General features: G+C 72.7%; 15 protein-coding genes and 1 tRNA gene. 7 read left to right on the top strand and 9 right to left on the bottom strand.

Annotated features, from left to right (window positions below; genetic code table 11):
• Nucleotides 1-83 precede the first annotated feature (83 nt).
• The 3 genes from ACIRBX_RS38385 to ACIRBX_RS38375 are packed head-to-tail and all read left to right on the top strand — an operon-like array spanning nucleotide 84 to nucleotide 4,083.
• Entirely contained in the window at nucleotides 84-1,067 is a 984-nt protein-coding gene (locus ACIRBX_RS38385) for an ABC transporter permease (protein WP_402305158.1), read from the top strand.
• The gene (locus ACIRBX_RS38380) at nucleotides 1,067-1,969 is read left to right on the top strand and encodes an ABC transporter permease (RefSeq protein WP_402305156.1); all 903 of its coding nucleotides are present in this window, start codon (nucleotides 1,067-1,069) and stop codon (nucleotides 1,967-1,969) included. The genes ACIRBX_RS38385 and ACIRBX_RS38380 overlap by 1 nt, the downstream gene beginning before the upstream one ends.
• Nucleotides 1,966-4,083 (top strand): dipeptide ABC transporter ATP-binding protein, encoded by a 2,118-nt coding sequence (locus ACIRBX_RS38375; protein WP_402305153.1) that lies wholly within the window; start codon nucleotides 1,966-1,968, stop codon nucleotides 4,081-4,083. Before ACIRBX_RS38380 ends, ACIRBX_RS38375 begins: the two co-directional genes overlap by 4 nt.
• A 12-nt stretch (nucleotides 4,084-4,095) precedes the next feature.
• Here the strand turns inward: ACIRBX_RS38375 and ACIRBX_RS38370 are convergent, their stop codons facing one another.
• The 5 genes from ACIRBX_RS38370 to adhE form a co-directional block, all read right to left on the bottom strand.
• Complete coding sequence (locus tag ACIRBX_RS38370; RefSeq protein ID WP_402305151.1) at nucleotides 4,096-4,797, bottom strand: hypothetical protein; 702 nt, start codon at nucleotides 4,795-4,797, stop codon at nucleotides 4,096-4,098.
• 100 nt (nucleotides 4,798-4,897) lie between these two features.
• Entirely contained in the window at nucleotides 4,898-5,707 is an 810-nt protein-coding gene (locus ACIRBX_RS38365; protein ID WP_402305149.1) for a phosphoribosyl-dephospho-CoA transferase MdcG domain-containing protein, read from the bottom strand.
• A 25-nt stretch (nucleotides 5,708-5,732) separates the two neighbouring features.
• Nucleotides 5,733-6,560 carry a pyruvate formate-lyase-activating protein gene (gene pflA, locus ACIRBX_RS38360; protein ID WP_402305147.1) on the bottom strand — a complete coding sequence of 276 codons (828 nt, stop codon included), beginning with the start codon at nucleotides 6,558-6,560 and terminating at the stop codon, nucleotides 5,733-5,735.
• An 82-nt stretch (nucleotides 6,561-6,642) separates the two neighbouring features.
• A complete protein-coding gene (pflB, locus tag ACIRBX_RS38355) occupies nucleotides 6,643-8,913 on the bottom strand; it encodes a formate C-acetyltransferase (RefSeq protein WP_402305145.1) in 2,271 nt (756 codons plus the stop codon).
• Between the two features lie 112 nt (nucleotides 8,914-9,025).
• Complete coding sequence (gene adhE, locus ACIRBX_RS38350) at nucleotides 9,026-11,665, bottom strand: bifunctional acetaldehyde-CoA/alcohol dehydrogenase (protein WP_402305142.1); 2,640 nt, start codon at nucleotides 11,663-11,665, stop codon at nucleotides 9,026-9,028.
• A gap of 204 nt (nucleotides 11,666-11,869) precedes the next feature.
• Here adhE and ACIRBX_RS38345 point away from each other — a divergent pair, with 204 nt between their 5' ends.
• Nucleotides 11,870-12,067, top strand: a complete 198-nt coding sequence (locus ACIRBX_RS38345; protein WP_402305140.1) for a hypothetical protein — start codon at nucleotides 11,870-11,872, stop codon at nucleotides 12,065-12,067.
• A 320-nt stretch (nucleotides 12,068-12,387) separates the two neighbouring features.
• Here the strand turns inward: ACIRBX_RS38345 and ACIRBX_RS38340 are convergent, their stop codons facing one another.
• Nucleotides 12,388-15,609 carry a S41 family peptidase gene (locus tag ACIRBX_RS38340; RefSeq protein WP_402305138.1) on the bottom strand — a complete coding sequence of 1,074 codons (3,222 nt, stop codon included), beginning with the start codon at nucleotides 15,607-15,609 and terminating at the stop codon, nucleotides 12,388-12,390.
• 259 nt (nucleotides 15,610-15,868) lie between these two features.
• Here ACIRBX_RS38340 and ACIRBX_RS38335 point away from each other — a divergent pair, with 259 nt between their 5' ends.
• Nucleotides 15,869-17,539: a chitinase gene (locus ACIRBX_RS38335; RefSeq protein ID WP_402305136.1), complete on the top strand. Its 1,671-nt coding sequence runs from the start codon at nucleotides 15,869-15,871 to the stop codon at nucleotides 17,537-17,539.
• Between the two features lie 63 nt (nucleotides 17,540-17,602).
• On the opposite strand, the gene ACIRBX_RS38330 is transcribed toward ACIRBX_RS38335, so the two are convergent.
• The 3 genes from ACIRBX_RS38330 to ACIRBX_RS38320 form a co-directional block, all read right to left on the bottom strand.
• Nucleotides 17,603-18,238 (bottom strand): excalibur calcium-binding domain-containing protein, encoded by a 636-nt coding sequence (locus tag ACIRBX_RS38330; protein WP_402305134.1) that lies wholly within the window; start codon nucleotides 18,236-18,238, stop codon nucleotides 17,603-17,605.
• Nucleotides 18,239-18,415: 177 nt separating this feature from the next.
• Nucleotides 18,416-18,489: transfer RNA gene (locus ACIRBX_RS38325), tRNA-Lys, on the bottom strand.
• 47 nt (nucleotides 18,490-18,536) lie between these two features.
• Nucleotides 18,537-19,451 (bottom strand): NADP-dependent oxidoreductase, encoded by a 915-nt coding sequence (locus ACIRBX_RS38320; protein ID WP_402305131.1) that lies wholly within the window; start codon nucleotides 19,449-19,451, stop codon nucleotides 18,537-18,539.
• A gap of 170 nt (nucleotides 19,452-19,621) precedes the next feature.
• On the opposite strand from ACIRBX_RS38320, the gene ACIRBX_RS38315 reads away from it, so the two are divergent.
• Together ACIRBX_RS38315 and pgi are read left to right on the top strand one after the other, a co-directional pair.
• Nucleotides 19,622-21,184, top strand: a complete 1,563-nt coding sequence (locus tag ACIRBX_RS38315) for a Na+/H+ antiporter (RefSeq protein WP_402305129.1) — start codon at nucleotides 19,622-19,624, stop codon at nucleotides 21,182-21,184.
• Nucleotides 21,185-21,376: 192 nt separating this feature from the next.
• A complete protein-coding gene (gene pgi / locus ACIRBX_RS38310; RefSeq protein WP_402305127.1) occupies nucleotides 21,377-23,029 on the top strand; it encodes a glucose-6-phosphate isomerase in 1,653 nt (550 codons plus the stop codon).
• Nucleotides 23,030-23,162 lie beyond the last annotated feature (133 nt).

Genomic DNA, 23,162 nt, shown 5'->3' with positions numbered 1-23,162 from the left:
GGAACACTGATCCAACCCACCCCGGAACGAAGGTAGTTCGTCATGTCGTCCACGGTGCCGAGACCCGGCTCCGGTGATGAGCGGTGATCCGTTACATAGCCAAGCGGCTCGGCTACCACGCCGTGCTGCTGGTCGTCGCCGTCTTCCTCGCCTACGCGCTCTCCAGCGCCGCGCTCGGCCCCCGGGCCTACTTCGAGGCCAAGCAGCCACGCCCGTCGGCCGCCTCGGTGGACCGGCAGCTGACCGAGCTGAACATCAACGACCGCACCCCCGTGGTGGAGCGCTTCGGCACCTGGGCCGAGGGGCTGGTGCTCCACGCCGACCTCGGCCGGACCATCCACGACACCTCGGTGAACGAGGACTTCGGGCGGCGGATCTGGGTCTCGCTCCGGCTGCTGCTGGTCGGCTCACTGCTGGGCATGGTGCTCGGCGTCGCGGTCGGGGTCTGGGGTGCGGTGCGCCAGTACCGCTTCTCCGACCGGGCGTTGACCCTCACCTCGTTCGTGCTGCTCTCCACCCCGGTCTTCCTGCTGGCGCTGCTGCTGAAGAACGGCGCGATCGCCGCCAAGGACGCGGCCGGCCACGAGGTGATCCCGTTCACCGGCTACGAGACCCCCGGCCTGACCGGCGGGATCGGCGCCCACCTGGCCGACTGGGGCCTGCACCTGCTGCTGCCCACCCTCTCGCTGGCCCTCGGCGGCCTGGCCGTCTACAGCCGCTACCAGCGCGCCACCATGCTGGACGTGCTCGGCTCCGACTACCTGCGCACCGCCGAGGCCAAGGGCCTGACCAGGCGTCAGGCGCTGCTCAAGCACGGGCTGCGGACCGCGATCATCCCGATGACCACGATGTTCGCCTACAGCTTCCTGGGCATCTTCACCGGCGCCGCCTTCACCGAGACCATCTTCGGCTGGCACGGCATGGGGGAGTGGTTCATCCAGGCGATCAACGAGCAGGACATCAACTCGGTGGTCGCGGTCAACCTGTTCGCCGCCGTGGTGGTGCTGGCCTCCGGCTTCCTGGCCGACCTGCTCACCGCCGCCCTCGACCCCCGGGTCAGGTCCTGATGACAGCCGTGCTCCCGCTCACCCCGGCCGGACCGGCCGACCCCGCCCCCGCCGCCGGCCGGTCGCGGCTGGTGCTGCGCCGGCTGCTGGCCGCCCGGGGCGTGCTGATCGGTGCCGTCACGGTGCTGCTGCTCTTCCTGCTGGCCTTCGTCGGCCCCTACCTGACGCCCTGGGACTACGCCGCCCCGGACTACACCGCGCTGCGCCAACCACCCTCCGGCCAGCACTGGTTCGGCACCAACGGGCTGGGGCAGGACGTCTTCGCGCAGACCGTCCGGGGCCTGCAGAAGTCGCTGGTGATCGGCCTGCTGGTGGCGGTCTTCTCCACCGTGCTGGCCGGGCTGGTCGGCGCCTGCGCCGGCTACTTCGGCGGCTGGACGGACCGCTGCCTGACCTTCCTGGTGGACCTGATGCTGGTCTTCCCCAGCTTCCTGATCATCACCATCATCTCGCCCCGACTGAAGGGCTCCGGCTGGATCGCCTTCGTGGTGCTGCTGGCCGCCTTCAACTGGATGATCACCGCCCGGGTGGTCCGCTCGATGACCCGCTCGCTGCGCGAGCGCGAGTTCGTCCGGGCCGCCCGCTTCATGGGCGTCCACCCGCTGCGGATCATCCTGCGCCACGTGCTGCCGAACGTCGCCTCCTTCCTGATCACCGACGCCACCATCACCGTCGGAGGCGCCGTGATGAGCGAGGCCGCGCTCTCCTACTTCGGCTTCGGCGTCCGCGCCCCCGACGTCTCGCTCGGCACCCTGCTGGCGGCCGGCACCGACCAGGCCCCGGTCTTCCCCTGGCTGTTCTACTTCGCGGCCGGCCTGCTGGTGCTCTTCGTGCTCGCGGTCAACCTGATCGGCGACGGCCTGCGGGACGCCCTCGACCCCACCTCCCGGAGCTCCTCGTGAACGCCGCCCCCCTGCTCGAAGTCTCGGACCTGGCGGTCGACTTCGGCGCCCAGCCGGCCGTCCGGGGCGTCGACCTGACGCTGCGTCGCGGGGAGACCCTCGGGATCGTCGGCGAATCCGGCTCCGGCAAGTCGGTCACCGCGCTGGCCGTGCTCGGCCTGCTGCCCGGGGCCGCCCGGGTCAGCGGCTCGGTCCGGCTGGAGGGCCGCGAACTGGTCGGCCTGCGCGGCAGGGAGCTGGCCGGGCTGCGCGGGGACAAGGTGGCGATGGTCTTCCAGGACCCGCTGTCCGCCTTCACCCCCGTCTACCGGATCGGCGACCAGATCGTCGAGGCGATCCGGGTGCACCGCACGGTGGACCGGGCCGCCGCCCGCAGCCGGGCGGCCGACCTGCTCGACCTGGTCGGCATCCCGGACCCGCGCCGGGCCCTGGACTCCTTCCCGCACGAGTTCTCCGGCGGCATGCGCCAGCGCGCGATGATCGCCATGGCGATCGCCAACGACCCGGACATCCTGCTCGCCGACGAGCCCACCACCGCCCTGGACGTCACCATCCAGGCCCAGGTGCTGGAGGTGCTGCGCACCGCCCAGCGGGAGACCGGCGCCGCCCTGGTACTGGTCAGCCACGACCTCGGGGTGATCGCCGGGATGGCCGACCGGGTCGCGGTGATGTACGCGGGCCGGGTGGTGGAGACCGCCCCGGTGGACGAGCTGTTCGCCCACCCCCGCCACCCCTACACGCTCGGCCTGATCGGTGCGGTGCCCCGGCTGGACGGCGCCCGGGGCGCGCTGGTGCCGATCCCCGGCCACCCGCCGGCCCCCGGCACGCTGGGCGGCGGCTGCCCGTTCGCCGACCGCTGCCCGCTGGTCGAGGACCGCTGCCGGACGGAGGAGCCCGCCCTGCTCCCCGTGGCCGACGCGGCCGACGTCGCCGCGGTGGCCGCCGGGAGCGGCCGGGACAGCAGGGACAGCAGGGACAGCCGGGACGGCGCTGGGGACGGGGCGGCGGACGAGACCGGGGCCGGCGACCACCTGTCCGCCTGCCTGCGCTCCGACTTCCTGGCCGCCACCCGCCCGGCCCCGCACGAGGTCTACCCCGTCCCGCCGCTGCCCGTACCGGACCTGACGCCGCGTGAGCAGCGCGAGCCGGTGCTCACCGTCACCGGTCTGACCAAGACCTTCCCGGTCCTCAAGGGCACCGTCTTCAAGCGCCGGATCGGCTCGGTGCACGCGGTCGACGGGGTGGAGCTGGACCTGCGGCGCGGTGAGACCCTCGGCCTGGTCGGCGAATCCGGCTCCGGCAAGTCCACCACGCTCTTCGAACTGCTCGGCCTGGCCGCCCCCGAGGCCGGCCGGATCGAGCTGCTCGGCCGTGACACCGCCACCCTTTCCCAGGCCGACGCCCACCGTCTGCGCGGCGAGGTGCAGATCGTGTTCCAGGACCCGATGGCCAGCCTGGACCCGCGCCAGCCGGTCGGCGACATCATCGCCGAACCGCTGCTCGCCCAGCGCGCCCCGCGCGAGCTGATCGCCCGTCGGATCCCGGAGCTGCTCCTCCAGGTCGGCCTGGACCCGGCCCACGCCACCCGCTACCCGCACCAGTTCTCCGGCGGCCAGCGGCAGCGGATCTCGATCGCCCGCGCCCTCGCCGTCTCGCCGAAGCTCCTCGTTCTCGACGAGCCGGTCTCCGCCCTCGACGTCTCCGTCCAGGCCGGCGTGCTCAACCTGCTCCAGCAGCTCAAGGCCGAGCTCGGCCTGGCCTACCTCTTCGTCTCGCACGACCTCTCGGTGATCCGCCACCTCTGCGACCGGGTCAGCGTGATGTACCTGGGCCGGACCGTCGAGCAGGGCACCGTCACCGAGGTGCTCGACCACCCCCGCCACCCCTACACCCGGGCCCTGCGCTCCGCCGTCCCGCTCCCCGACCCCGCAGCCGAACGGGCCCGGAGCCGCACCCTGCTCCCCGGCGACCCGCCGTCCCCGACCGAGCGCCACACCGGCTGCGCCTTCCGCACCCGCTGCCCGCTCTACGCCGAACTCCCGGCGGAGAAGCGGCCGGTGTGCGAGCTGGAGACCCCACAGCTGACCGCCGGGGTGGCCTGCCACCACGCCTGAGCCGCGGCCCGGTCAGTTGCACCGCCCGCTGCCGCTGTGGCAGCCGGGACCGGCCGGTGGTGGTGCGGAGGGCGAGGGCGCGGCGGCGTCGTAGTACTGCACCACGGCCAGGACCGAGACCAGTTGGCGCCCCGTCGCGCCGGCCCGTGCGACGGCTTCCCGGAACGGCAGTGGGCGGCGCTCCAGCACCTCGGAGCTGCTGAACTCCCGAGCCCGCTGGGAGGACGGCTCCGGGGTCCGGGGGTTCGCCAGCACCTCAGGGCCGGCGGGCTGGTACCAGTGCGTCAGCGCCCGGTTCACCCCCGTGTGGGCGTACGGCACCTCCGGTTCGAGGGCCGGGCTGGGCAGTTGTGGCGGTCGGGGCTGCGTCACCCGCACCCAGCCCCGCCGATCCAGGGCGTCGGGCCAGCCGAGCCCCGGATCGCGCAGGGTGCCGGCCACCGCCAGGTAGCGGGTCACCCATCGTTCGCAGGTGGGCCTGGAGTAGCCGCCGAACGCGCCCGGGGAGGTGCCGCACCGGTCGTCCACGTCGTCCCCCAGGACCTCGGCGCCCGGCAGGGTGTCGGCGAAGTCCTCCAGCAGGCGGTCGAGCCGGGGCACGGCCACCGCTCGGGCCGCCCTCACCGCTTCGGAGCGGGCGACCTTCCGGACGTCCGGAGGGTCGTACGGCCGCGAGCACTGCACCAGGAACGCCACCAGCAGGCCCAGTACCACCAGGGGGACAGCACACCCGCATGCTCCCCAGCCACGTCGCATCCGGCCAGTCTGACCGGCCGGCGACACGGTGCGGTCACGAAAGGATCCTGAACTCGCCTCAGGCGCTGCGCAGGTGGCCGGGGAACCACGGGTCGCCGACCAGCCTCGGGCCGTCCGGGGTGTGCAGGGTGAGGAACTGCGGGGAGGTGGAGTACTCGGCGAGCGAGACGGCGCCGTGGCGGGTCTCCAGCTCGGCGTCGACCCAGACCGGGAGCTTGCGCAGGCGGCGGCGGAGCAGCAGGGCGTCCCGGCGGCTGAACGGGAGCGGGCTGCGCAGCAGCAGGCGGAGCGGGCTATCGGCGGAGACCGCCGGGACGCCGGTGGCGAGTTCGCAGCCGACGGCGCCGATCGGACCCCAGCTGAGGTTGTAGCTCTCGACCGCCGCGCCGGCCTCGGCGAGGGCGGCCAGGGCGGGGATGCCGCTCTGCCGGGCCTCGGGCAACTGGGCGAGCCGGCCCGGGAGTTGCTCGGGGGCCAGGGTCACCGCGACGGCGGAGCGCGGGGCGTAGGCGGTCACCCGCTGGTCCGGGCGGGGGCCGTGCAGGGCGACCGGGAGCCAGGTCTCGGCGGTGGGTGTGGTGTCCCGGGTGCAGCGGATGCGGGCGGGGGACAGCCCGGCGATGGCGGGGGCGCGGCGGACGGTGACCCAGGGGTTGCCGCGCAGCAGGGTGCGGGCCCAGGTGGGGAGCGGCTCGCCGCCGGAGACGGTGCGGCGCAGCGAGGACGGGCAGTGCAGCAGCAGCAGGTCGTGCGCGGCCGGGGTCCGGCCGTCCATCGCGGGCACCGGCCCGACCACCCGGCGCGGGCGGCCGGGGTGCTCGTCGGGTTCGTCGGCCCTGCGGCGGCGGCGCGGCACTGCGGTGGTCATGGCGGGCTCCTCTGGTGAGTGGCGCTCAGATGGCGTTCAGGCCGTGCCCGGTGAAGACGCCGCGCGCGGCGGCCACCTGCTCCGGGGTGGGGGAGGGGGTGTCGGCCAGCACGAAGTCCTGGCCCAGGGCCTCGTACTTGGCGGCCCCCAGCTTGTGGAAGGGCAGCACGTCGACCCGGGAGACGTTGCCCAGCGCGGCGGCGAAGCCGGCCACTCCCTCGACGTTCTCCACCGGGTCGGTCAGCCCGGGCACCAGCACGAACCGGACCCAGACCTCCTTGCCCAGGTCGGCGAGGCGCCGGGCGAAGTCCAGGGTCGGTTCCAACGGCCGCCCGGTGACCCTGCGGTAGAGCTCGCGGTCCCAGGACTTGATGTCCAGCAGCACCAGGTCGACGTCGGCCAGCAGCTCGTCGGTGGCCCGGGCACCCAGGAAGCCGGAGGTGTCCAGCGCGGTGTGCAGGCCGAGTTCGTGCTTGAAGCGGTGGAACAGCTCGCCGGCGAAGGCGGGTTGGAGCAGCGGCTCGCCGCCGCTCACGGTGGCGCCGCCGCCGGAGGCCCGGATGAAGGTGGTGTACTTCGCGGCCTCGGCCACCACCGCGTCCACCTCGGTGCGCTTGCCGTTGCGCATCTTCATGGTGTCGGGGTTGTGGCAGTAGAGGCAGGTGAGCGGGCAGCCGGCCAGGAAGGTGACGAAGCGGGTGCCGGGGCCGTCCACCCCGGTGGAGAGGTCCCAGGAGTGCACCGACCCGAGCAGCGGCGAGCCGGCCGACGGGGTGCCGGTCGCGGGGCCGACGCTCGAGGGGGTGGCGGCCGGCGGGGCGAGCGGGATGTCGGTACCGAGCATGACGGTCATGGCAGGACCTCCTGGTGGGTTCCTCCCGGAGGCGGCGCCGGAACGGTCGGGGACCGGCGCCGCACTCCGGGCGTGGGTGGGGCTACAGCGAGCCGTGGAAGGTGCGGTTGAGCACGTCGAGCTGCTGCTCGCGGGTCAGCCGGACGAAGTTGACGGCGTATCCGCTCACCCGGATGGTCAGCTGCGGGTAGTTCTCCGGGTGCTCCATGGCGTCCAGCAGGGTGTCGCGGTTGAGCACGTTGACGTTCATGTGGAAGCCGTCGGAGGCGGTGTAGCCGTCGAGGACGCCCGCGAGGTTCCTGACCCGCTCCTCGGGGGTGCGGCCGAGCGCGTCGGGGGTGACGGTGTTGGTCAGCGAGATGCCGTCCTCGGCGTCCCCGTAGGGCAGCTTGGCGACGGAGAGCGCGCTGGCCACGTAGCCGTGGGCGTCCCGGCCGTTCATCGGGTTGGCCCCGGGGGAGAACGGCTCGCCGGCCCGGCGGCCGTCGGGGGTGTTGCCGGTCTTCTTGCCGTAGACCACGTTCGAGGTGATGGTCAGCACCGACTGGGTGTGCTCGGCGTTCCGGTAGGTCGGGTGCTTGCGCACCTTCTTCATGAACTCCTCGACCAGCCGTACCGCGATCTGGTCCACCCGGTCGTCGTTGTTCCCGTAGGCCGGGTAGTCGCCCTCGATCAGGTAGTCGGTGACCAGGCCGGTCTCGTCCCGGACGGGCGTGACCCTGGCGTGCTTGATCGCCGACAGGGAGTCGGCGGCGACCGCGAGGCCGGCGATGCCGCAGGCCATGGTGCGGCGCACCGCGCGGTCGTGCAGCGCCATCTCGATCCGCTCGTAGGCGTACTTGTCGTGCATGTAGTGGATGACGTTGAGCGCGTGCACGTAGGTCTCGGCCAGCCACTCCATCTGCCGGTCGAAGCGCTCCAGAACCTCGTCGTAGTCGAGCACCTCGGAGGTGATCGGGCCGGTCTGCGGGCCGACCTGGGCGCCGGACTTCTCGTCCCGGCCGCCGTTGACCGCGTAGAGCAGGGTCTTGGCCAGGTTCACCCGGGCGCCGAAGAACTGCATCTGCTTGCCGACCGCCATCGCCGAGACGCAGCAGGCGATCGCGGTGTCGTCGCCGAACCGCGGGCGCATCAGCTCGTCCGACTCGTACTGCACGCTGGAGGTGTCGATCGACACCTGGGCGCAGAACTCCTTGAATCCCTGCGGGAGTTGCGGTGACCAGAAGACCGTCATGTTCGGCTCGGGGGCCGGGCCGAGGTTGTACAGGGTCTGCAGGTAGCGGAACGAGGTGCGGGTCACCAGCGGGCGGCCGTCCTCGCCGACCCCGCCGATCGACTCGGTGACCCAGGTCGGGTCGCCGGAGAACAGCTCGTCGTACTCGGGGGTGCGCAGGAAGCGCACGATCCGCAGCTTGACGATGAAGTCGTCCACCAGCTCCTGGGCCTGCTCCTCCGTCAACACCCCGTTCTCGATGTCCCGTTGGAGGTAGACGTCGACGAAGGTGGAGGTGCGGCCGAGCGACATGGCCGCGCCGTTCTGCTCCTTCACGGCGGCCAGGTAGGCGAAGTACAGCCACTGGATCGCCTCGCGGCCGGTCGTGGCCGGGCCCGCGATGTCGTAGCCGTAGGAGGCCGCCATCTGCTTGAGCTCGCCCAACGACCGGATCTGCTCGGCGAGTTCCTCGCGCTCGCGGATGGTCTCCTCCAGCCGCGCCGGGTCGCTCGGCGCGGCGTCCAGCTCGGCCTTCTCGGCCAGCTTGGCCGCGATCAGCCGGTCCACCCCGTAGAGCGCGACCCGGCGGTAGTCGCCGATGATCCGGCCGCGCCCGTAGGCGTCCGGGAGGCCGGTGACGATGCCGGCCTTGCGGGCGGCCCGGATCTCGGGGGTGTAGGCGTCGAAGACCCCGGCGTTGTGGGTCTTGCGGTACTCGGTGAAGACCTTCTCCAGGCCCGGGTCGACCGGGTAGCCGTAGGTCTCCAGCGCGCCGGCCACCATCCGCCAGCCGCCGTTGGGCATGATCGCCCGCTTCAGCGGGGCGTCGGTCTGCAGGCCGACGATCAGGTCCTTGTCCCGGTCGATCCAGCCCGGGGCGTGCGCGGTGATGGTCGAGGGGATGTCGTGCGCGACGTCGTAGACGCCCTTGGCACGCTCCTCGGGGAAGCGGTCGGTGATCGCCTTCCACACGGCGGTGGTCCGCTCGGTGGGCCCGGCCAGGAACGAGCTGTCGCCCAGGTAGGGGGTGTAGTTCTGCTGGATGAAGTCGCGGACGTCGATGGCGTCCCGCCACAGGCCGCCCTTGAAGCCCTCCCAGGCGTCGCCGGTGGCCGTCTTCTCGATCTGCTGGGTGCTCATGTCTGCTGCTCCCGCTCTTGGGTTCCGAGCCCTACGCATACATTGTGAATCCATTCACAAAGTCACATGGGCTCGGAAAGTCCTGATTCGTAGGGACCTTGGACCTTTGGTCTCAGAACCGGTCGCCGTAGTACGCCTGCTTCATCAGCTGCTCCATGTCGGCCAGCATCGGCATCCGCGGGTTGGCCGGGGCGCACTGGTCCTCGTAGGCGTACATCGCCTGCTGCGGCAGGGCCGCCAGGAAGGCCGCCTCGTCGACACCCGCTCCCTTGAAGGAGTCCGGGATGCCCACCTTCGCCCGCAGCTCCTCCACCGCCAGCGCCAGCGACTCCACGCCCTGCTCGGGGGTGGCGGCCGGCAGGCCGAGCGTCCGGGCGATCTGCTGGAAGCGCTCCGGGGCCACGTACGCCCGGTACTTGGGCCAGCTGGTCACCTTGGCCGGGGCCGCGCCGTTGTAGCGGATCGCGTGCGGCAGCAGGATCGCGTTGGTCCGGCCGTGCGCCACGTGGAAGGTGGCGCCCAGGGTGTGCGCCATCGCGTGCACCACGCCGAGGAAGGCGGAGCCGAAGGCCATGCCGGCGATGGTCCCGGCGTTGTGCATCTTCTCCCGGGCGACGGGGCTGTTCGGCCCGTCCACCACGGCCTGCTCCAGGTTCTCGAAGATCAGCCGGATGCCCTGCAGCGCCAGCCCGTCGGTGAAGTCGTTGGCGTAGACCGAGACGTAGGTCTCGATGCAGTGCGTCAGCGCGTCGAAGCCGGAGTCGGCGGTGACGTCCTTCGGCAGGTGGGTGGTGAGCGCCGGGTCGCAGATCGCCACGCTCGGGGTCAGCGCGTAGTCCGCCAGCGGGTACTTCTGGCCGGTCGCCGAGTCGGTGATCACCGCGAACGGGGTGACCTCCGAGCCGGTGCCCGAGGTGGTCGGGATGCAGACCAGCTTGGCCTGCTCGCCCAGGTCCGGGAAGGTGAAGGCGCGCTTGCGGATGTCGAAGAACTTCTCCTTCAGGTCCGCGAAGACCGTCTCCGGGTGCTCGTACATCAGCCACATCACCTTGGCCGCGTCCATCGGCGAGCCGCCGCCGAGCGCGATGATGGTGTCCGGCCGGAAGCCGCGCATCAGCTCGGCGCCCTTCTCGACCGTGTCGATCGACGGGTTGGGCTCGACGAAGTCGATCACCCGCAGCTCGACCGGCTCCTGACGGCGCGCCAGCACCTCCCGGATCCGCTCCAGGTGGCCGATCTCCACCATGGTCCGGTCGGTCACCACGACCGCCTTGCGGACTCCGCGCATGTCGGCCAGGTACTTGATCGAGTTGCGCTCGAAGAACACCTTCGGCGGGATCTTGAACCACTGCATGTTGGTGTTCCGCCGCCCGATCCGCTTGATGTTCACCAGGTTGAGCGCGGTCACGTTCCCGGAGACCGAGTTGGCCCCGTAGGAGCCGCAGCCCAGGGTCAGCGAGGGCATGAAGGCGTTGTAGACGTCGCCGATGCCGCCCTGCGAGCTCGGCGCGTTCCAGATCACCCGGCAGGCCTTGACGGCGTGTCCGAACTCCTCGGCGAAGGCCGCGTCCTCGGTGTGCACGGCGGCCGAGTGGCCCAGGCCGTGGAACTCCACCATCTCGGTGGCCAGCCGCAGCCCGTCCGCCCGCGACTCGGCGGTCAGCACCGCCAGCACCGGGCAGAGCTTCTCCCGGGTCAGCGGCTCCTGCGGCCCGACCGACCCGGCCTCGACCAGGATCACCGAGGTGCCGGGCGGCACCGCGAAGCCGGCCGCCTCGGCGATCTGCTCCGGCGAACGGCCGACCACCGCCGCGTTCAGCTTGGCCCCCGCGCAGTTGCGCTCCTCGCCGACGCCGAACACGTACTGCTCCAGCAGCGACTTCTCCGCCTCGGTGGCCAGATACGCCTTGAGCTTGCCGAACTCGGCCAGCGCCTCCTCGCGGATCTCCCGGTCCAGGATCACCGCCTGCTCGGAGGCGCAGATCATGCCGTTGTCGAAGGACTTGGAGACCACCACGTCGTTGACGGCCCGTCGGAGGTCGGCGCTCCTCTCGATGTACGCGGGCACGTTCCCCGCGCCGACGCCGAGGGCCGGCTTGCCGCAGGAGTAGGCCGCCTTGACCATCGCGTTCCCGCCGGTCGCCAGGATGGTGGCCACGCCCGGGTGGTTCATCAGCGCCCCGGTGGCCTCCATCGAGGGCTCCTCGATCCACTGCACGCAGTGGGCCGGCGCCCCGGCCTCGACCGCCGCGTCCCGGACGATCCGGGCCGCCTCGGCGGAGCAGCCCTGGGCGGAGGGGTGGAAGCCGAAGACGATCGGGTTGCGGGTCTTCAGCGCGACCAGCGCCTTGAAGATGGTGGTCGAGGTCGGGTTGGTGACCGGGGTGACCCCGGCGACCACGCCGACCGGCTCGGCGATCTCCACGATCCCGTCGATCTCGTCCCGGCGGACCACGCCCACGGTCTTCATGCCGGCCATCGAATGGGTGACGTGCTCGCACGCGAAGATGTTCTTCACGGCCTTGTCCTCGAACACCCCGCGCCCGGTCTCCTCGACCGCCATCACGGCCAGCCGGGTGTGTGCGGCCAGCGCGGCGAGCGAGGCCTTCTTGACGATGTGGTCGACCTGCTCCTGGGTGAAGTCCGCGTACTCGCGCAGGGCCCGCTGCCCGTTCGCCACCAGGGCGTCCACCGCTCTGGCGGCACCGGTCGGCGTGGGGGTCTCGGACGCTGCGGACTGCTTGCGGGCCATCTCGCTCACCTCGGGGGACGAGTGCTGCGTGGCGCCCCGGCGACGCTGCCGGAGGCGGCTGACAGCTCCACCCTCCGTCGGCGGCGGATGAGGCGGCTACGGGCCTTGGCACGTACTTCGGCAGGACCAAAGGCTCACTCTCCGGGAGCCGTCCGCACACGCAGCGGCGTACGGTGGCAGTGCGGACCGACCGAGGAGGAGACCATGGGCATTCTGGACCGGCTCCGGCACAAGGCCCAGGAGACGCAGGACCCGGGCGAACGTCAGCGGATCGCCCACGACGAGACCGCCGACGCCTTCGCCGACACCCCGCAGCGCAGCGCGATGCAGCGGGCCGAGCTCACCGACGACGACCGCCGCGCGGCCGACCAGATGACCGCCGAGGGCGACCCCTGGGACTGATCCCCGGGGCAGCGCCTCCGGCAGGGCAGCGCTTTCGGTAGGGCAGCTGGAACGGCAGCGCTTTCGGCAGGGCAGCGACCCAGGGGCGCGAGGAACTGCGCGGGCTGGAAAGGCAGCACCGGCAACTGGCTGATGGTGGGTCAGTTGCCGGTGAGCCGCCTTCCGACTCGCGCAGTTCCTCGCGCCCCTGGGTCGCTGCAACTGGCTCTGAGCTGTGAGCCCTGAGCTGTGAGCCCTGAGCCCTGAGCCCTGAGCCCTGAGCCCTGAGCTCTGAGCCCTGAGCCCTGAGCCCTGAGCCCTGAGTCCTCGGCCGTCGGCGCTCAGCGCGGCGGGAGCGGGGGCCGCCGCAGGTCGGGGCGGGGGGTGCCCGGGGGCGGGGGAGTGGCGGCGGGGCGGGCGGCCAGCAGGTCGAGGGCGAGGCGGACGGCGGCCTCCAGTTCGGTGTGCAGGTGGGCCGCCCACTCGTGCGGGCCCCGGACCACCGTGACGTCCGGCGCCACCCCGTGGTTCTCCACCGACCAGCCGATGCCGTCGGTGAACCAGGAGGCGTTCTTCGGCACCGAGATCTGGGTGCCGTCCCCCAGTGTGTGACGGCCCGTCATGCCGACCACCCCGCCCCAGGTCCGGGTGCCGACCACCGGGCCGAGGCCGAGCAGCCGGATGGCGGCGATGATCACGTCCCCGTCCGAGCTGGTGGCGTGGTCGGCCAGCGCCACCAGCGGGCCGCGCGGCGCGTCGCGCGGGTACCGCACCGGCAGCCGGCCGCGCGCGTGGTCCCAGGCCAGCACCCGGCGGTTGAGCTTCTCCAGGACCAGCTCGGAGACGTTCCCGCCGGCGTTCCCCCGGACGTCCAACACCACGGCGGGGTGGTCGAGTTCGCGCCGCAGGTCGCGGTTGAACTGGGCCCAGCCCGAGCCACCGAGGTCCGGGATGTGCAGGTACCCGCACCGGCCGTCGCTCAACTCCCGGACCAGCTCACGCCGTTTGGTCACCCAGTCCTGGTAGCGGATCGGCCGTTCGTCGGTCAGCGGCGTCACCGCGATCCGGCGTTCGGTGCCGTCGGCGGCCGAACGGAAGCTCAGCTCCACCGTGGTGCTCCCGGCGCCGGCCAGCAGTGGGGCCGGGCCGCGCACCGGATCGGGGGACCGGCCGCCGACGGCGGTCAACTCGTCGCCGTCGCGCAGCCCGTAGCCCGCCAGTGGGGCCCGGGCGCGCGGGTCGGAGGACTCGCCGGGCAGGATGCGGTGCACCAGCCAGCGGCCGTCCGGGGCGCGGTGGATGTCCGCGCCGAGCAGGCCCAGCGGCTGCTGGGCCAGCAGCGGGCCCTCGCTGCGGCGGGCGGCGGTGACGTAGGCGTGCGAGGTGCCCAGCTCGCCGAGCAGCTCCCGCAGCAGGTCGGCGAAGTCGTCCGGGGTGGCCACCCGGTCCACCAGCGGGGCGTACTGCTCGACCAGCTCGGGCCAGTCGAGCCCGCACATCCCCTCGTCCCAGAACTGGTCCGGCACGATCCGGGCCGCCTCCCGGTAGGACTGCCGCCACTCCTCGGCCGGGTGCACGGTGTGCGTGATCCGCCGCAGGTCCACCGTCAACGGCTGGCTACCGGAGGGGAGTTGGAGCAGTCGGAGGGTGGAGTTGGAGAACACCAGCACCGAGCGGCCGTCCCCGGACACCGAGTAGCCCTCGACCTGCTCGGCCACCGTCGTCCGGGTGCCGTGCGCCAGATCGAAGTACTCCAGCACCGGGCGGCCCGAGGTGTCCGCCGGATTGGCGAAGGTCTGGCCCAGTGCTCCGGCGATCGGCCAGCGCAGCCAGAGCACCCCGCCCCGGGCCGGGGCGGTCGCCGAGTACTTGGAGGCCGTCACCGGGAAGGGCACCAGCCGGGTGGAGAGGCCCTGCCGGTCCACCGTCACCGTGCCGTCGCCGCCGCTCTGTTCGGGGTCCAGGCCGACCGGAGGCCGGCCCTCGGCCGGGGCGGCGAACGGTGACGGGGTGTCCGCCGCCAGCGGCACCAGGTAGGGGCGGCAGCCCAGCGGGAAGGACAGGTCCCCGGTGTGCACGTCGTGCACCGGGTCGAAGCCGCGCCAGGACAGGAAGACCAGGAAGCGGCCGTCCCGGGTGAAGACCGGGTGCTCGTCCTCGAACCGGCCCCCGGTCACGTCCACGGTGTGCCCCGGGTCCGCCACCCGGGCCAGCTGGATCGACCGCAGCGAGCGGCCCGCGACCGGCTGCGCCCAGGCCAGCCACTGCGAGTCGGGGGAGAACGCCGGGGTGCCGACCGGCCCGTGCCGGGACGCGGTCACCTCGGTCACCGTGCCGTCCGCCACCGAGACCAGCAGCAGCCGCCCGTCCGAGGCGACGACCGCGAGGGTGCGGCCGTCCGGGGAGCCGGTCAGCTCCATCACCCGGCCCAGCCGCCCGGCCGCCAACCGCCGGTTCGGCTCCTCGGCACCGGCCCGGCCGGGTGGTGGTGCGATCTCCACCGCGTCGGCGCCCTCCGCGTCGGTGATCCAGGCGATCCGCCCCTCGGGGCCGAGCACCACCGGCAGCCGGGCCCGCACTCCCGGGGTGTCCGCCAGCACCCGGGCCGGGCCGTCCCGGTGCGCCAGCCAGTACAGGCTGCCCCGGATCGTCAGCACGCTCGCCCGCCCGGTGGCGTCGCAGGCCAGGTCCTTGACCTGACCCGCCGTCGGTACGTGGTAGGGGCGGCGGCCGGTCCGGGAGCCGCCGAGCGGCACCTCCAGCCGGTACGGGTGCGGGGCCTCCAGGCTCTCCAACAGCCAGAGGTCACCGGCGTGTTGGTAGACGATCCGGGTGCCGTCGGTGGCCGCCTCGCGGGCGTAGTAGGAGGCGTGGTCGGTGTGCCGGCGCAGGTCGGTGCCGTCGAGCGCGCAGGAGTAGAGGTTGCCCACCCCCTCGTGGTCGGACAGGAAGGCGATCCGGCCGCCGACCGGCATCGGGGAGGCGAGGTGGCCCGGCAGGTCCGGCAGCAGCTGACGGGTGCCCAGCCAGAGCCGGCCGGTGGCACCGCCCCGGTAGCGCTTCCAGGCTGACGGTTCGTGCGGTGCCGCGGCGGTCAGCAGCACGGTGTGCTCGCCGTCCTGCTGCGCGTCCCCGACCGGCCCCCAGGGCATCCGCCGCCCCGGGGAGCCGTCCGGCGGGAGCGCCCAGGCCCAGGTGTAGTGGGCGAACGGCTCGTGGTACGAGGTCACCGCGAGCAGTTCGCCGTCCGGCAGCCAGCCGCGCAGCCGGGTGTCCTGGCTGCCCCAGTGGGTCAGCCGGGTGGCCGGCTCGCCGCCCGCCGAAGGGGCGCTCCACACCTCGGGGGTGAGGGTCAGCCAGCTGGTCCAGGCGACCGTGGAGCCGTCCGGCGACAGGCGCGGGTGGCTGACCCTGGTCCGGTCGCAGCTCACCCGCCAGGCCCGGCCGGTCCCGGCGTCGGGGCCGAGCGGGGCGGCCCAGACGTCGTCCTCGGCGGTGAAGGTCAGCAGGCCGCCGCGCAGGTGCGGGAAGCGGAGGTATCCGGCGGCGGTCACGTCTCCCATGCAACGGTGGGCCCTCCGGACCCGCAACCCGACGGCGGGTGCGGCCGGCTGACGTGCCCTCGGGTGCGGGTGGGTCGGCACCCCGTCCCCTGCGGGCCACCGCGCCCCGGCTCCACCTGCCAGTGTGACCAGGTGTGTCCGGCAGGTGGTCCGGACCATTGACACCCGGGCGGCCGAGCCGCTCAGTGGTCCAGTCCAATCCTGGCTCCCCTGCACCGAGTTGGACACCCCCACAGAACGAGGCAGGAGCGTCCCCCACATGCGCACTCCCCGTACCACCAGAAGGCTGGTCGCCGGAGCGACCGCCTGGGCCACCGCGGCGGCCGGAGCCGTCGCCCTCACCTTCTCCCTGGCACCGTCCGCGAGCGCGGGCGAGTTCCTGGCCAACGGCGGCTTCGAGGCCGGCAGCCTCTCCCCGTGGAGCTGCTCGGGCGGCCTCGGCAGCGTCAGCAGCCAGGCCCGCACCGGCAGTTCGGCGCTGGCCGCCGCGGCCTCGGCCGGCGACACCGCCAAGTGCGCGCAGACCGTCCAGGTCGCGCCCAACACCACCTACCAGCTCTCCGGCTGGCTCAAGGGCTCCTACGTCTACCTCGGCGTCGAGGGCGGCACCACCGCCTCCACCTGGACCCCGGGCACCGGCGGTGCCTACCAGAAGCTCTCGGTCTCCTTCACCACCGGAGCGAGCCAGACCAGCGCCACCGTCTACACCCACGGCTGGTACGGCCAGGGCACCTACTACGCCGACGACCTCTCGCTGGACGGCCCCGGGGCCCCGAGCCCGAGCCCCTCGGTCTCCACCTCGGCCTCGCCGTCCCCGTCCGTCTCGGTCTCCCCCTCGCCGTCGGTGTCGGTCTCGCCGTCCCCCTCGGTCTCCACCTCCCCCACGCCGACCGGGCCGCCGCCCGTCGGCCTGCCCAAGCACGCCCTGGTCGGCTACCTGCACGCCAGCTTCGCCAACGGCGCCGGCTACACCAAGGTCGCCGACATCCCGGACTCCTGGGACGTCATCAACCTCTCCTTCGGCGAGCCGACCTCGGTGACCTCCGGCGACATCCGGTTCAACCGCTGCCCGGCCACCGAGTGCCCCGGCGTCGAGTCGGACGCCGACTTCAAGGCGGCCATCGCCGCCAAGCAGGCCAAGGGCAAGAAGGTGCTGATCTCGATCGGCGGCCAGAACGGCCAGGTCCAGCTCGCCACCACGGCCGCCCGCGACACCTTCGTCAGCTCGGTCTCGGCCATCATCGACAGGTGGGGCCTGAACGGCCTCGACATCGACTTCGAGGGCCACTCGCTCTCGCTGGCCACCGGCGACAACGACTTCAAGAACCCGACCACCCCGGTCGTGGTGAACCTGATCTCCGCGCTGAAGACCCTCAAGGCCAAGTACGGCAAGGACTTCGTCCTGACCATGGCCCCGGAGACCTTCTTCGTCCAGCTCGGCTACCAGTACTACGGCTCGGGCCCCTGGGGCGGCCAGGACCCGCGCGCGGGTGCGTACCTGCCGGTGATCCACGCGCTGCGCAACGACCTCACCCTGCTGCACGTCCAGGACTACAACTCGGGCTCGATCATGGGCCTGGACAACCAGTACCACTCGATGGGCGGCGCCGACTTCCACGTCGCGATGACCGACCTGCTGCTCAAGGGCTTCCCGGTGGCCGGCAACGCCAACAACGTCTTCCCGCCGCTGGCCGCCTCCCAGGTCGCCATCGGCATGCCGGCCAACACCTACGCGGGCAACGGCTACGTCTCCCCGGCCGAGGTCAACAAGGCCCTCGACTGCCTCACCAAGGCCACCAACTGCGGCAGCTACGTCCCCCGCAGCGGCCCCCAGCCCGACCTGCGCGGCCTGATGACCTGGTCCATCAACTGGGACCAGTACAACGGCACCCGTGAGTTCTCCAAGAACTTCGACGCCTACTGGCCGTAGCACGACCGGAGGCCCTCCGTCCGAGGACGGAGGGCCTTCCGCATGCCCGCTGTCCGGAGCGGGTCACTTCTCGCAGGCGACCCCGTCGCCGTCGCGGTCGAGGGCCGGCCGGTAGCCGGGCTCCCCACGGTGGAGCGGCGCCGCGCCGGCGGCCTTCGCCTCGGTGCAGTTCTTGTAGTACGCGGACTCCGGGGCCGTGCTCGGCTCGGGCTCGGCGGTCTTGCTGGGCGGGGCCACGACCGGAGGCTTGCTCTCCGCCACGGGGGGAGGCGTCGGCGCGGGTATCGGAGCCGCGCTCTCCTGCGTCGGCACCGGCGACGGAGTCACCACGGGGGTCAGGACCGGCGTCGGCGTCGGCGTGGGCGTCGGGCTCGGCGTGGGTGTGGGGGTGGGTGTGGGCGTCGGAGTGTCGCTCGGACTGGGCGACGGGCTGGGAGTGGCCGGTGCGGTCGTGGTGACGGCCGGCGCCGGGGTGTCCTTCTTCGGGTCGGAGCCGGTGAACCCCGCGATCCAGAACAGCGTCATGAACAGGCACCACACGGTCAGCAGCACCTTCAGCACGGTGTGCAGGCGGCGCGAGCGCCAGGTCATCACCAGCGCGACCGGGGGAAGGAAGACCAGCAGGAGGATCCGCAGCAACCGGTTCTTCCCGCTGCGCGGGGCGGACGGCGCCGACGGTGTGGTGTACGGGTGGTTCACGGGTGAAGGTCCTCGGTGTGTTCGGTGGATGCGGTGTGCGCATCTTTGCGTACGAACGGGACCGGGCTGTTCCGGTTCCCGTTCTCGTTACCGAACGGCGATGTGCGGCCCCGGTGCCCGCCGGCCCGGAAACGCCGGAAGGCCCCTCACCTGGGTGAGGGGCCTTCCGGCTGTCTGTGCGCCGCCAGGGACTCGAACCCCGGACCCGCTGATTAAGAGTCAGCTGCTCTAACCAACTGAGCTAGCGGCGCCTGCTGACGAAGAGAACATTACCCGGTCAGCGGCCCGGATCGGAAATTCACTCCGCCCAGGGGAGGATCACCGCCTTGCCGCGCACGTGCCCGGCCTCCACCAGGCGGTGGGCCTCGGCGGCACGGGCCAGCGGGAAGGCGGCCGAGACGGTGAGCCGCAGGCGGCCCTGCTCCCAGAGGGCGGTGAGCTCGGCGAGGCGGGCGGCGGAGCGGGGGCCGTACAGCCAGCGGACGCCCAGGCCCTCGGCGGCCGGGTCGGCGATGGTGCCGATCCGGGTGCGGTCGGGGACCAGGGCCAGGGAGGGGACGAGCGCGTCGCGGCCGGCGGCGTCGAGGGCGGCGTCCACGCCGTGCGGGGCGACCGCGCGGACCCGGTCGGCGAGGCCGTCCCCGTAGGTGACCGGGATCGCGCCGAGGGAGCGCAGGTAGGCGTGGTTGGCCCCGCTCGCGGTGCCGATCACGGTGGCGCCCCAGGCGCGGGCGAGCTGGACGGCGACCGAGCCGACGCCGCCGGCCGCCGCGTGCACCAGGACGGTGTCGCCGGCCGTGACGCCGAGGGCGGAGAGCGCCACGTGGGCGGTCTGGCCGGAGGCGGAGAGCGAGCCGGCCTCGGCCCAGTCCATCCCGGCCGGCCTGGCGACCACCTGCTCGGCCGGGACCACCACGTACTGCGCGTGGCAGCCCAGCAGCCGGAAGCCGAGCACCTCGTCCCCGGTGGCCCACCCGTTGACGCCCTCGCCGAGCCGCGTCACCACGCCCGCGAACTCGTTGCCCGGGGTGGCCGGGTACTCCACCGTCACGCCCCGGGGCGCCCAGCCGGAGCGGATCGCGGTGTCGGCCGGCTGGATGCCGGCCGCCTCCACCCGGACCAGCACCTCGCCGGGGCCGGGCGCCGGCAGCGGCAGCTCGGTCACCTCCAGCACCTCGGGTCCACCGGGCTCCCGGAACAGTGTGGCCAGCATCGTGCATCCCCCTCGCGGTCGGACGGCCCGGACGGTCCGTCAGGACACCACTCTCGAAGATGAAGCGGACTTGAAGTCAAGGCCCACCCGGGAGCGCGCCGCGCGCGTCTGTCGCACTGTCAGATTTATGCTGATCGCCGACCCGTCGCCCGCCGAGAGGACGCCACCCCGTGGGACAGCTCAGCCTGCTCTTCCTGGTGCTGCTCGCCTCGGTGGTGACCATCCCGCTGGCCCGGATCACCCGGGTGCCGCAGCCGGTGCTGATGACCGGGATCGGCCTGGTGCTGGCGCTGGTGCCGCAGGTCCCGGACATCGAGGTCAATCCGGAGCTGATCCTGCCGCTGGTGCTGCCACCGCTGATCTTCGCGGTGGCCCGGCGCTCCTCGGTGCGCTACTTCAAGGCCAACGCCCGCTCGATCCTGCTGCTCGCGGTCGGCCTGGTGATCGTCACCACCACGGTGGTGGCCGGCACCTTCCACTGGCTGCTGCCCGCCCTCCCGATCGCCGCCGCGATCGCGCTCGGCGCCCTGGTCTCGCCGCCCGACCCGGTGGCCGCCGTGGCGGTGGCCGGCAGCGTCGGGCTGCCCCGGCGGCTGGTCGCGGTGCTGGAGAGCGAGGGCCTGTTCAACGACGTCACCGCGATCGTCATCTACTCGCTGGCGGTCGAGGCGGTCACCGAGGGACACCTGTCGGCCGAGGGGATCGCGCTGCGCTTCGTGCTCTCGGCGGTGGTCGCGGTGGTGGTCGGGGCCGGCCTCGGCTGGCTGAACGCCAAGCTGGCCGGGATGCTCGACGACCCGACCCAGCAGGTGGCGCTCAACCTGCTGGTGCCGTTCGCCGCCTACGTGCTGGCCGAGGAGCTGCATGGCTCCGGGGTGCTCTCGGTGGTGGTCTGCGCGCTCTACCTGGCCGACCGGGCCCAGGACGCCGACGACGTGGCGTACCGGCTGGTCGGCAACGCCTTCTGGGAGATCGTCGAGATCCTGGTCACCGGCGTGGCCTTCGGCCTGATCGGCCTGGAGCTGGCACCGCTGCTGAACGAGGTCGGCGACGCCTGGCGCGGCATGCTGGGCGACGCCGCCTGGGTGATCGCCGCCGTGGTGCTGGTCCGGCTGGCCTGGCTGCTGCCGGCCGCCTGGATCTCCAAACGGGTCAGCAACGCCGACGAGGACACCCCGGTCAGCGTCGGCGAGACGGTGGTGCTCTGGTGGTCCGGCATGCGCGGGGTGGCGACGGTCGCCCTGGCGCTGGCCATCCCGCGTGACTTCCCGGGGCGCAGCGAGATCGTCATCGCGGCCTTCGCGGTGGTCCTCTTCACCCTGCTGGTGCAGGGCCTGACGCTCCCTCTGGTGGTCAAGGTGCTCGGCATGGGCGGCGGCACCGACGAGCACGAGGAGGCCGTCAAGCACATGTGGTGGCGGGCCGCCAAGGCCGGGCTGGTGAGGCTCGGCGAGCTGGAGGAGGAGCGCGACCTGCAGCCCGAGGTGGTCGAGGTGCTGCGGGAGCGCCAGCACGACCGGCTGGCCCGGCTCTGCCCGGAGCGCTACGCCGAGGAGGAGGCGGAGGAGGCCCGCGAGCGCTGGGCGCAGCTGCGCTCGGCCGCCGACCTGGAGCAGGAGATGATCGCCGCCTCCCGCCGCGAGGTGCTGGTGGCCCGGGGCGAGCCGGGCGGCGACCCGGAGATCGCCGACCAGGTGATGCGGCGTCTGGACCTGCGCTCCCGGCGGAAGTAGGTGTACCGGAAGAGGTGGCGGAGTACGCGTCTCGGCTGGTGGCGCTTAACCTGACGGCCCATCGGGCGAAGTAGGCTGACCCGGGCAGGCCGTCAACGGAGTCGGCGCACCCCAGAGCTACCGCCGGACCTCGCGCCACCCTCTCGCAGGGCCCTGCCGGTAACCGAGAACCGGATACTCAAGGAGCAAGCGATGACGGCGCAGAACCGCACCCCCCTGGACCGGCTGCCGCAGTGGGCGGCGCTGGCCAAGCACCGGGAGGAGTTCGGGGAGACGCACCTGCGCGAGCTGTTCGCCGCCGACCCGCAGCGCGGCGCCGGCCACACCCTGGCGGTCGGCGACCTGCTGGTGGACTACTCCAAGCAGCTGGTGACCGGGCGGACCCTGGAGCTGCTGCGCGAGCTGGCCGAGGCGACCGACGTGGCCGGGCTGCGGGACGCGATGTTCCGCGGCGAGAAGATCAACACCACCGAGGACCGGGCCGTCCTGCACACCGCGCTGCGCGCCCCGCGCGGCGCCGAGGTGCTGGTCGACGGCGAGAACGTGGTGCCGGCCGTGCACGCGGTGCTCGACAGGATGGCCGCCTTCTCCGACAAGGTCCGCTCCGGCGAGTGGACCGGCCACACCGGCCGGCGGATCAGGAACGTGGTCAACATCGGCATCGGCGGCTCCGACCTCGGCCCGGCGATGGCCTACGAGGTGCTCCGCCCGTTCGCCCAGCGGGACCTGACGGTCCGTTTCGTCTCCAACGTGGACGGCGCCGACCTGCACGAGGCGGTCCGCGACCTGGACGCCGCCGAGACGCTCTTCATCGTGGCCTCCAAGACCTTCACCACGATCGAGACCGTCACCAACGCCACCTCGGCCCGCAGCTGGCTGCTGGCGCAGCTGGGCGCCGGGCAGGAGGCGGTGGCCAAGCACTTCGTGGCGCTCTCCACCAACGCGGCCGGGGTCGCCGACTTCGGCATCGACGTGGCCAACATGTTCGAGTTCTGGGACTGGGTCGGCGGTCGCTACTCCTACGACTCGGCGATCGGCCTGTCGCTGATGATCGCCATCGGCCCGGAGAACTTCCGGCAGATGCTGGACGGCTTCCACCTGGTCGACGAGCACTTCCGGACCGCCCCGGCGGCCGAGAACGTGCCGCTGCTGCTCGGCCTGCTCGGCGTCTGGTACGGCGCGTTCTTCGACGCCCAGGCGCACGCGGTGCTGCCCTACTCGCACTACCTGTCCCGCTTCACCGCCTACCTCCAGCAGCTGGACATGGAGTCCAACGGCAAGTCGGTGGACCGCGAGGGCAACCCGGTCGCCTGGCAGACCGGCCCGGTGGTCTGGGGCACCCCCGGCACCAACGGCCAGCACGCCTACTACCAGCTGCTGCACCAGGGCACCAAGGTGATCCCGGCCGACTTCATCGGCTTCGCCAACCCGGTCGCCGAGCTGGAGCCGGAGCTGGCCGCCCAGCACGACCTGCTGATGGCCAACTTCTTCGCCCAGACCCAGGCGCTGGCCTTCGGCAAGACCCCGGAGGAGGTCGCCGCCGAGGGCGTGCCGGCCGAGCTGGTGCCGCACAAGACCTTCAAGGGCAACCACCCCACCACCACCCTGCTGGCGGCGGAGCTCACCCCCTCGGTGCTCGGCCAGCTGGTCGCGCTCTACGAGCACAAGGTGTTCGTCCAGGGCGCGGTGTGGAACATCGACTCCTTCGACCAGTGGGGCGTCGAGCTCGGCAAGGTACTGGCGAAGAAGATCGAGCCGGTGCTGCTGACCGGCGAGGGCACCGAGCAGCTGGACAGCTCCACCGCCGAGCTGGTCGCCAAGTACCGCTCGCTGCGCGGTCGCTGAGCACGCGCTACGGGGGCTCCGTCCGCAACCGGCCGGGTGCGGACGGAGCCCCCCTCCCCGCGGCTACCGGAAAACCCGGAGGGCCCCACACCCCCGGGGGGGGCCATCCGGCCGGCGGGTGGCCCCCAACGCC

The sequence above is a fragment of the Kitasatospora sp. NPDC096147 genome (genome assembly GCF_044763225.1).
Classification (GTDB): Bacteria; Actinomycetota; Actinomycetes; order Streptomycetales; family Streptomycetaceae; genus Kitasatospora.
This window is presented reverse-complemented; position numbering and strand designations above follow the sequence as displayed.

Excerpts from the sequence above, each read along its gene's own strand:
- ACIRBX_RS38340 (WP_402305138.1), bottom strand. The coding sequence starts at position 15,609 with ATGGGAGACGTGACCGCCGCCGGATACCTCCGCTTCCCGCACCTGCGC.
- ACIRBX_RS38345 (WP_402305140.1), top strand. The coding sequence starts at position 11,870 with ATGGGCATTCTGGACCGGCTCCGGCACAAGGCCCAGGAGACGCAGGAC.
- pflA (WP_402305147.1), bottom strand. The coding sequence starts at position 6,560 with ATGACCGTCATGCTCGGTACCGACATCCCGCTCGCCCCGCCGGCCGCC.
- ACIRBX_RS38365 (WP_402305149.1), bottom strand. The coding sequence starts at position 5,707 with ATGACCACCGCAGTGCCGCGCCGCCGCCGCAGGGCCGACGAACCCGAC.
- ACIRBX_RS38380 (WP_402305156.1), top strand. The coding sequence starts at position 1,067 with ATGACAGCCGTGCTCCCGCTCACCCCGGCCGGACCGGCCGACCCCGCC.
- ACIRBX_RS38320 (WP_402305131.1), bottom strand. The coding sequence starts at position 19,451 with ATGCTGGCCACACTGTTCCGGGAGCCCGGTGGACCCGAGGTGCTGGAG.
- pflB (WP_402305145.1), bottom strand. The coding sequence starts at position 8,913 with ATGAGCACCCAGCAGATCGAGAAGACGGCCACCGGCGACGCCTGGGAG.
- ACIRBX_RS38335 (WP_402305136.1), top strand. The coding sequence starts at position 15,869 with ATGCGCACTCCCCGTACCACCAGAAGGCTGGTCGCCGGAGCGACCGCC.
- pgi (WP_402305127.1), top strand. The coding sequence starts at position 21,377 with ATGACGGCGCAGAACCGCACCCCCCTGGACCGGCTGCCGCAGTGGGCG.
- adhE (WP_402305142.1), bottom strand. The coding sequence starts at position 11,665 with ATGGCCCGCAAGCAGTCCGCAGCGTCCGAGACCCCCACGCCGACCGGT.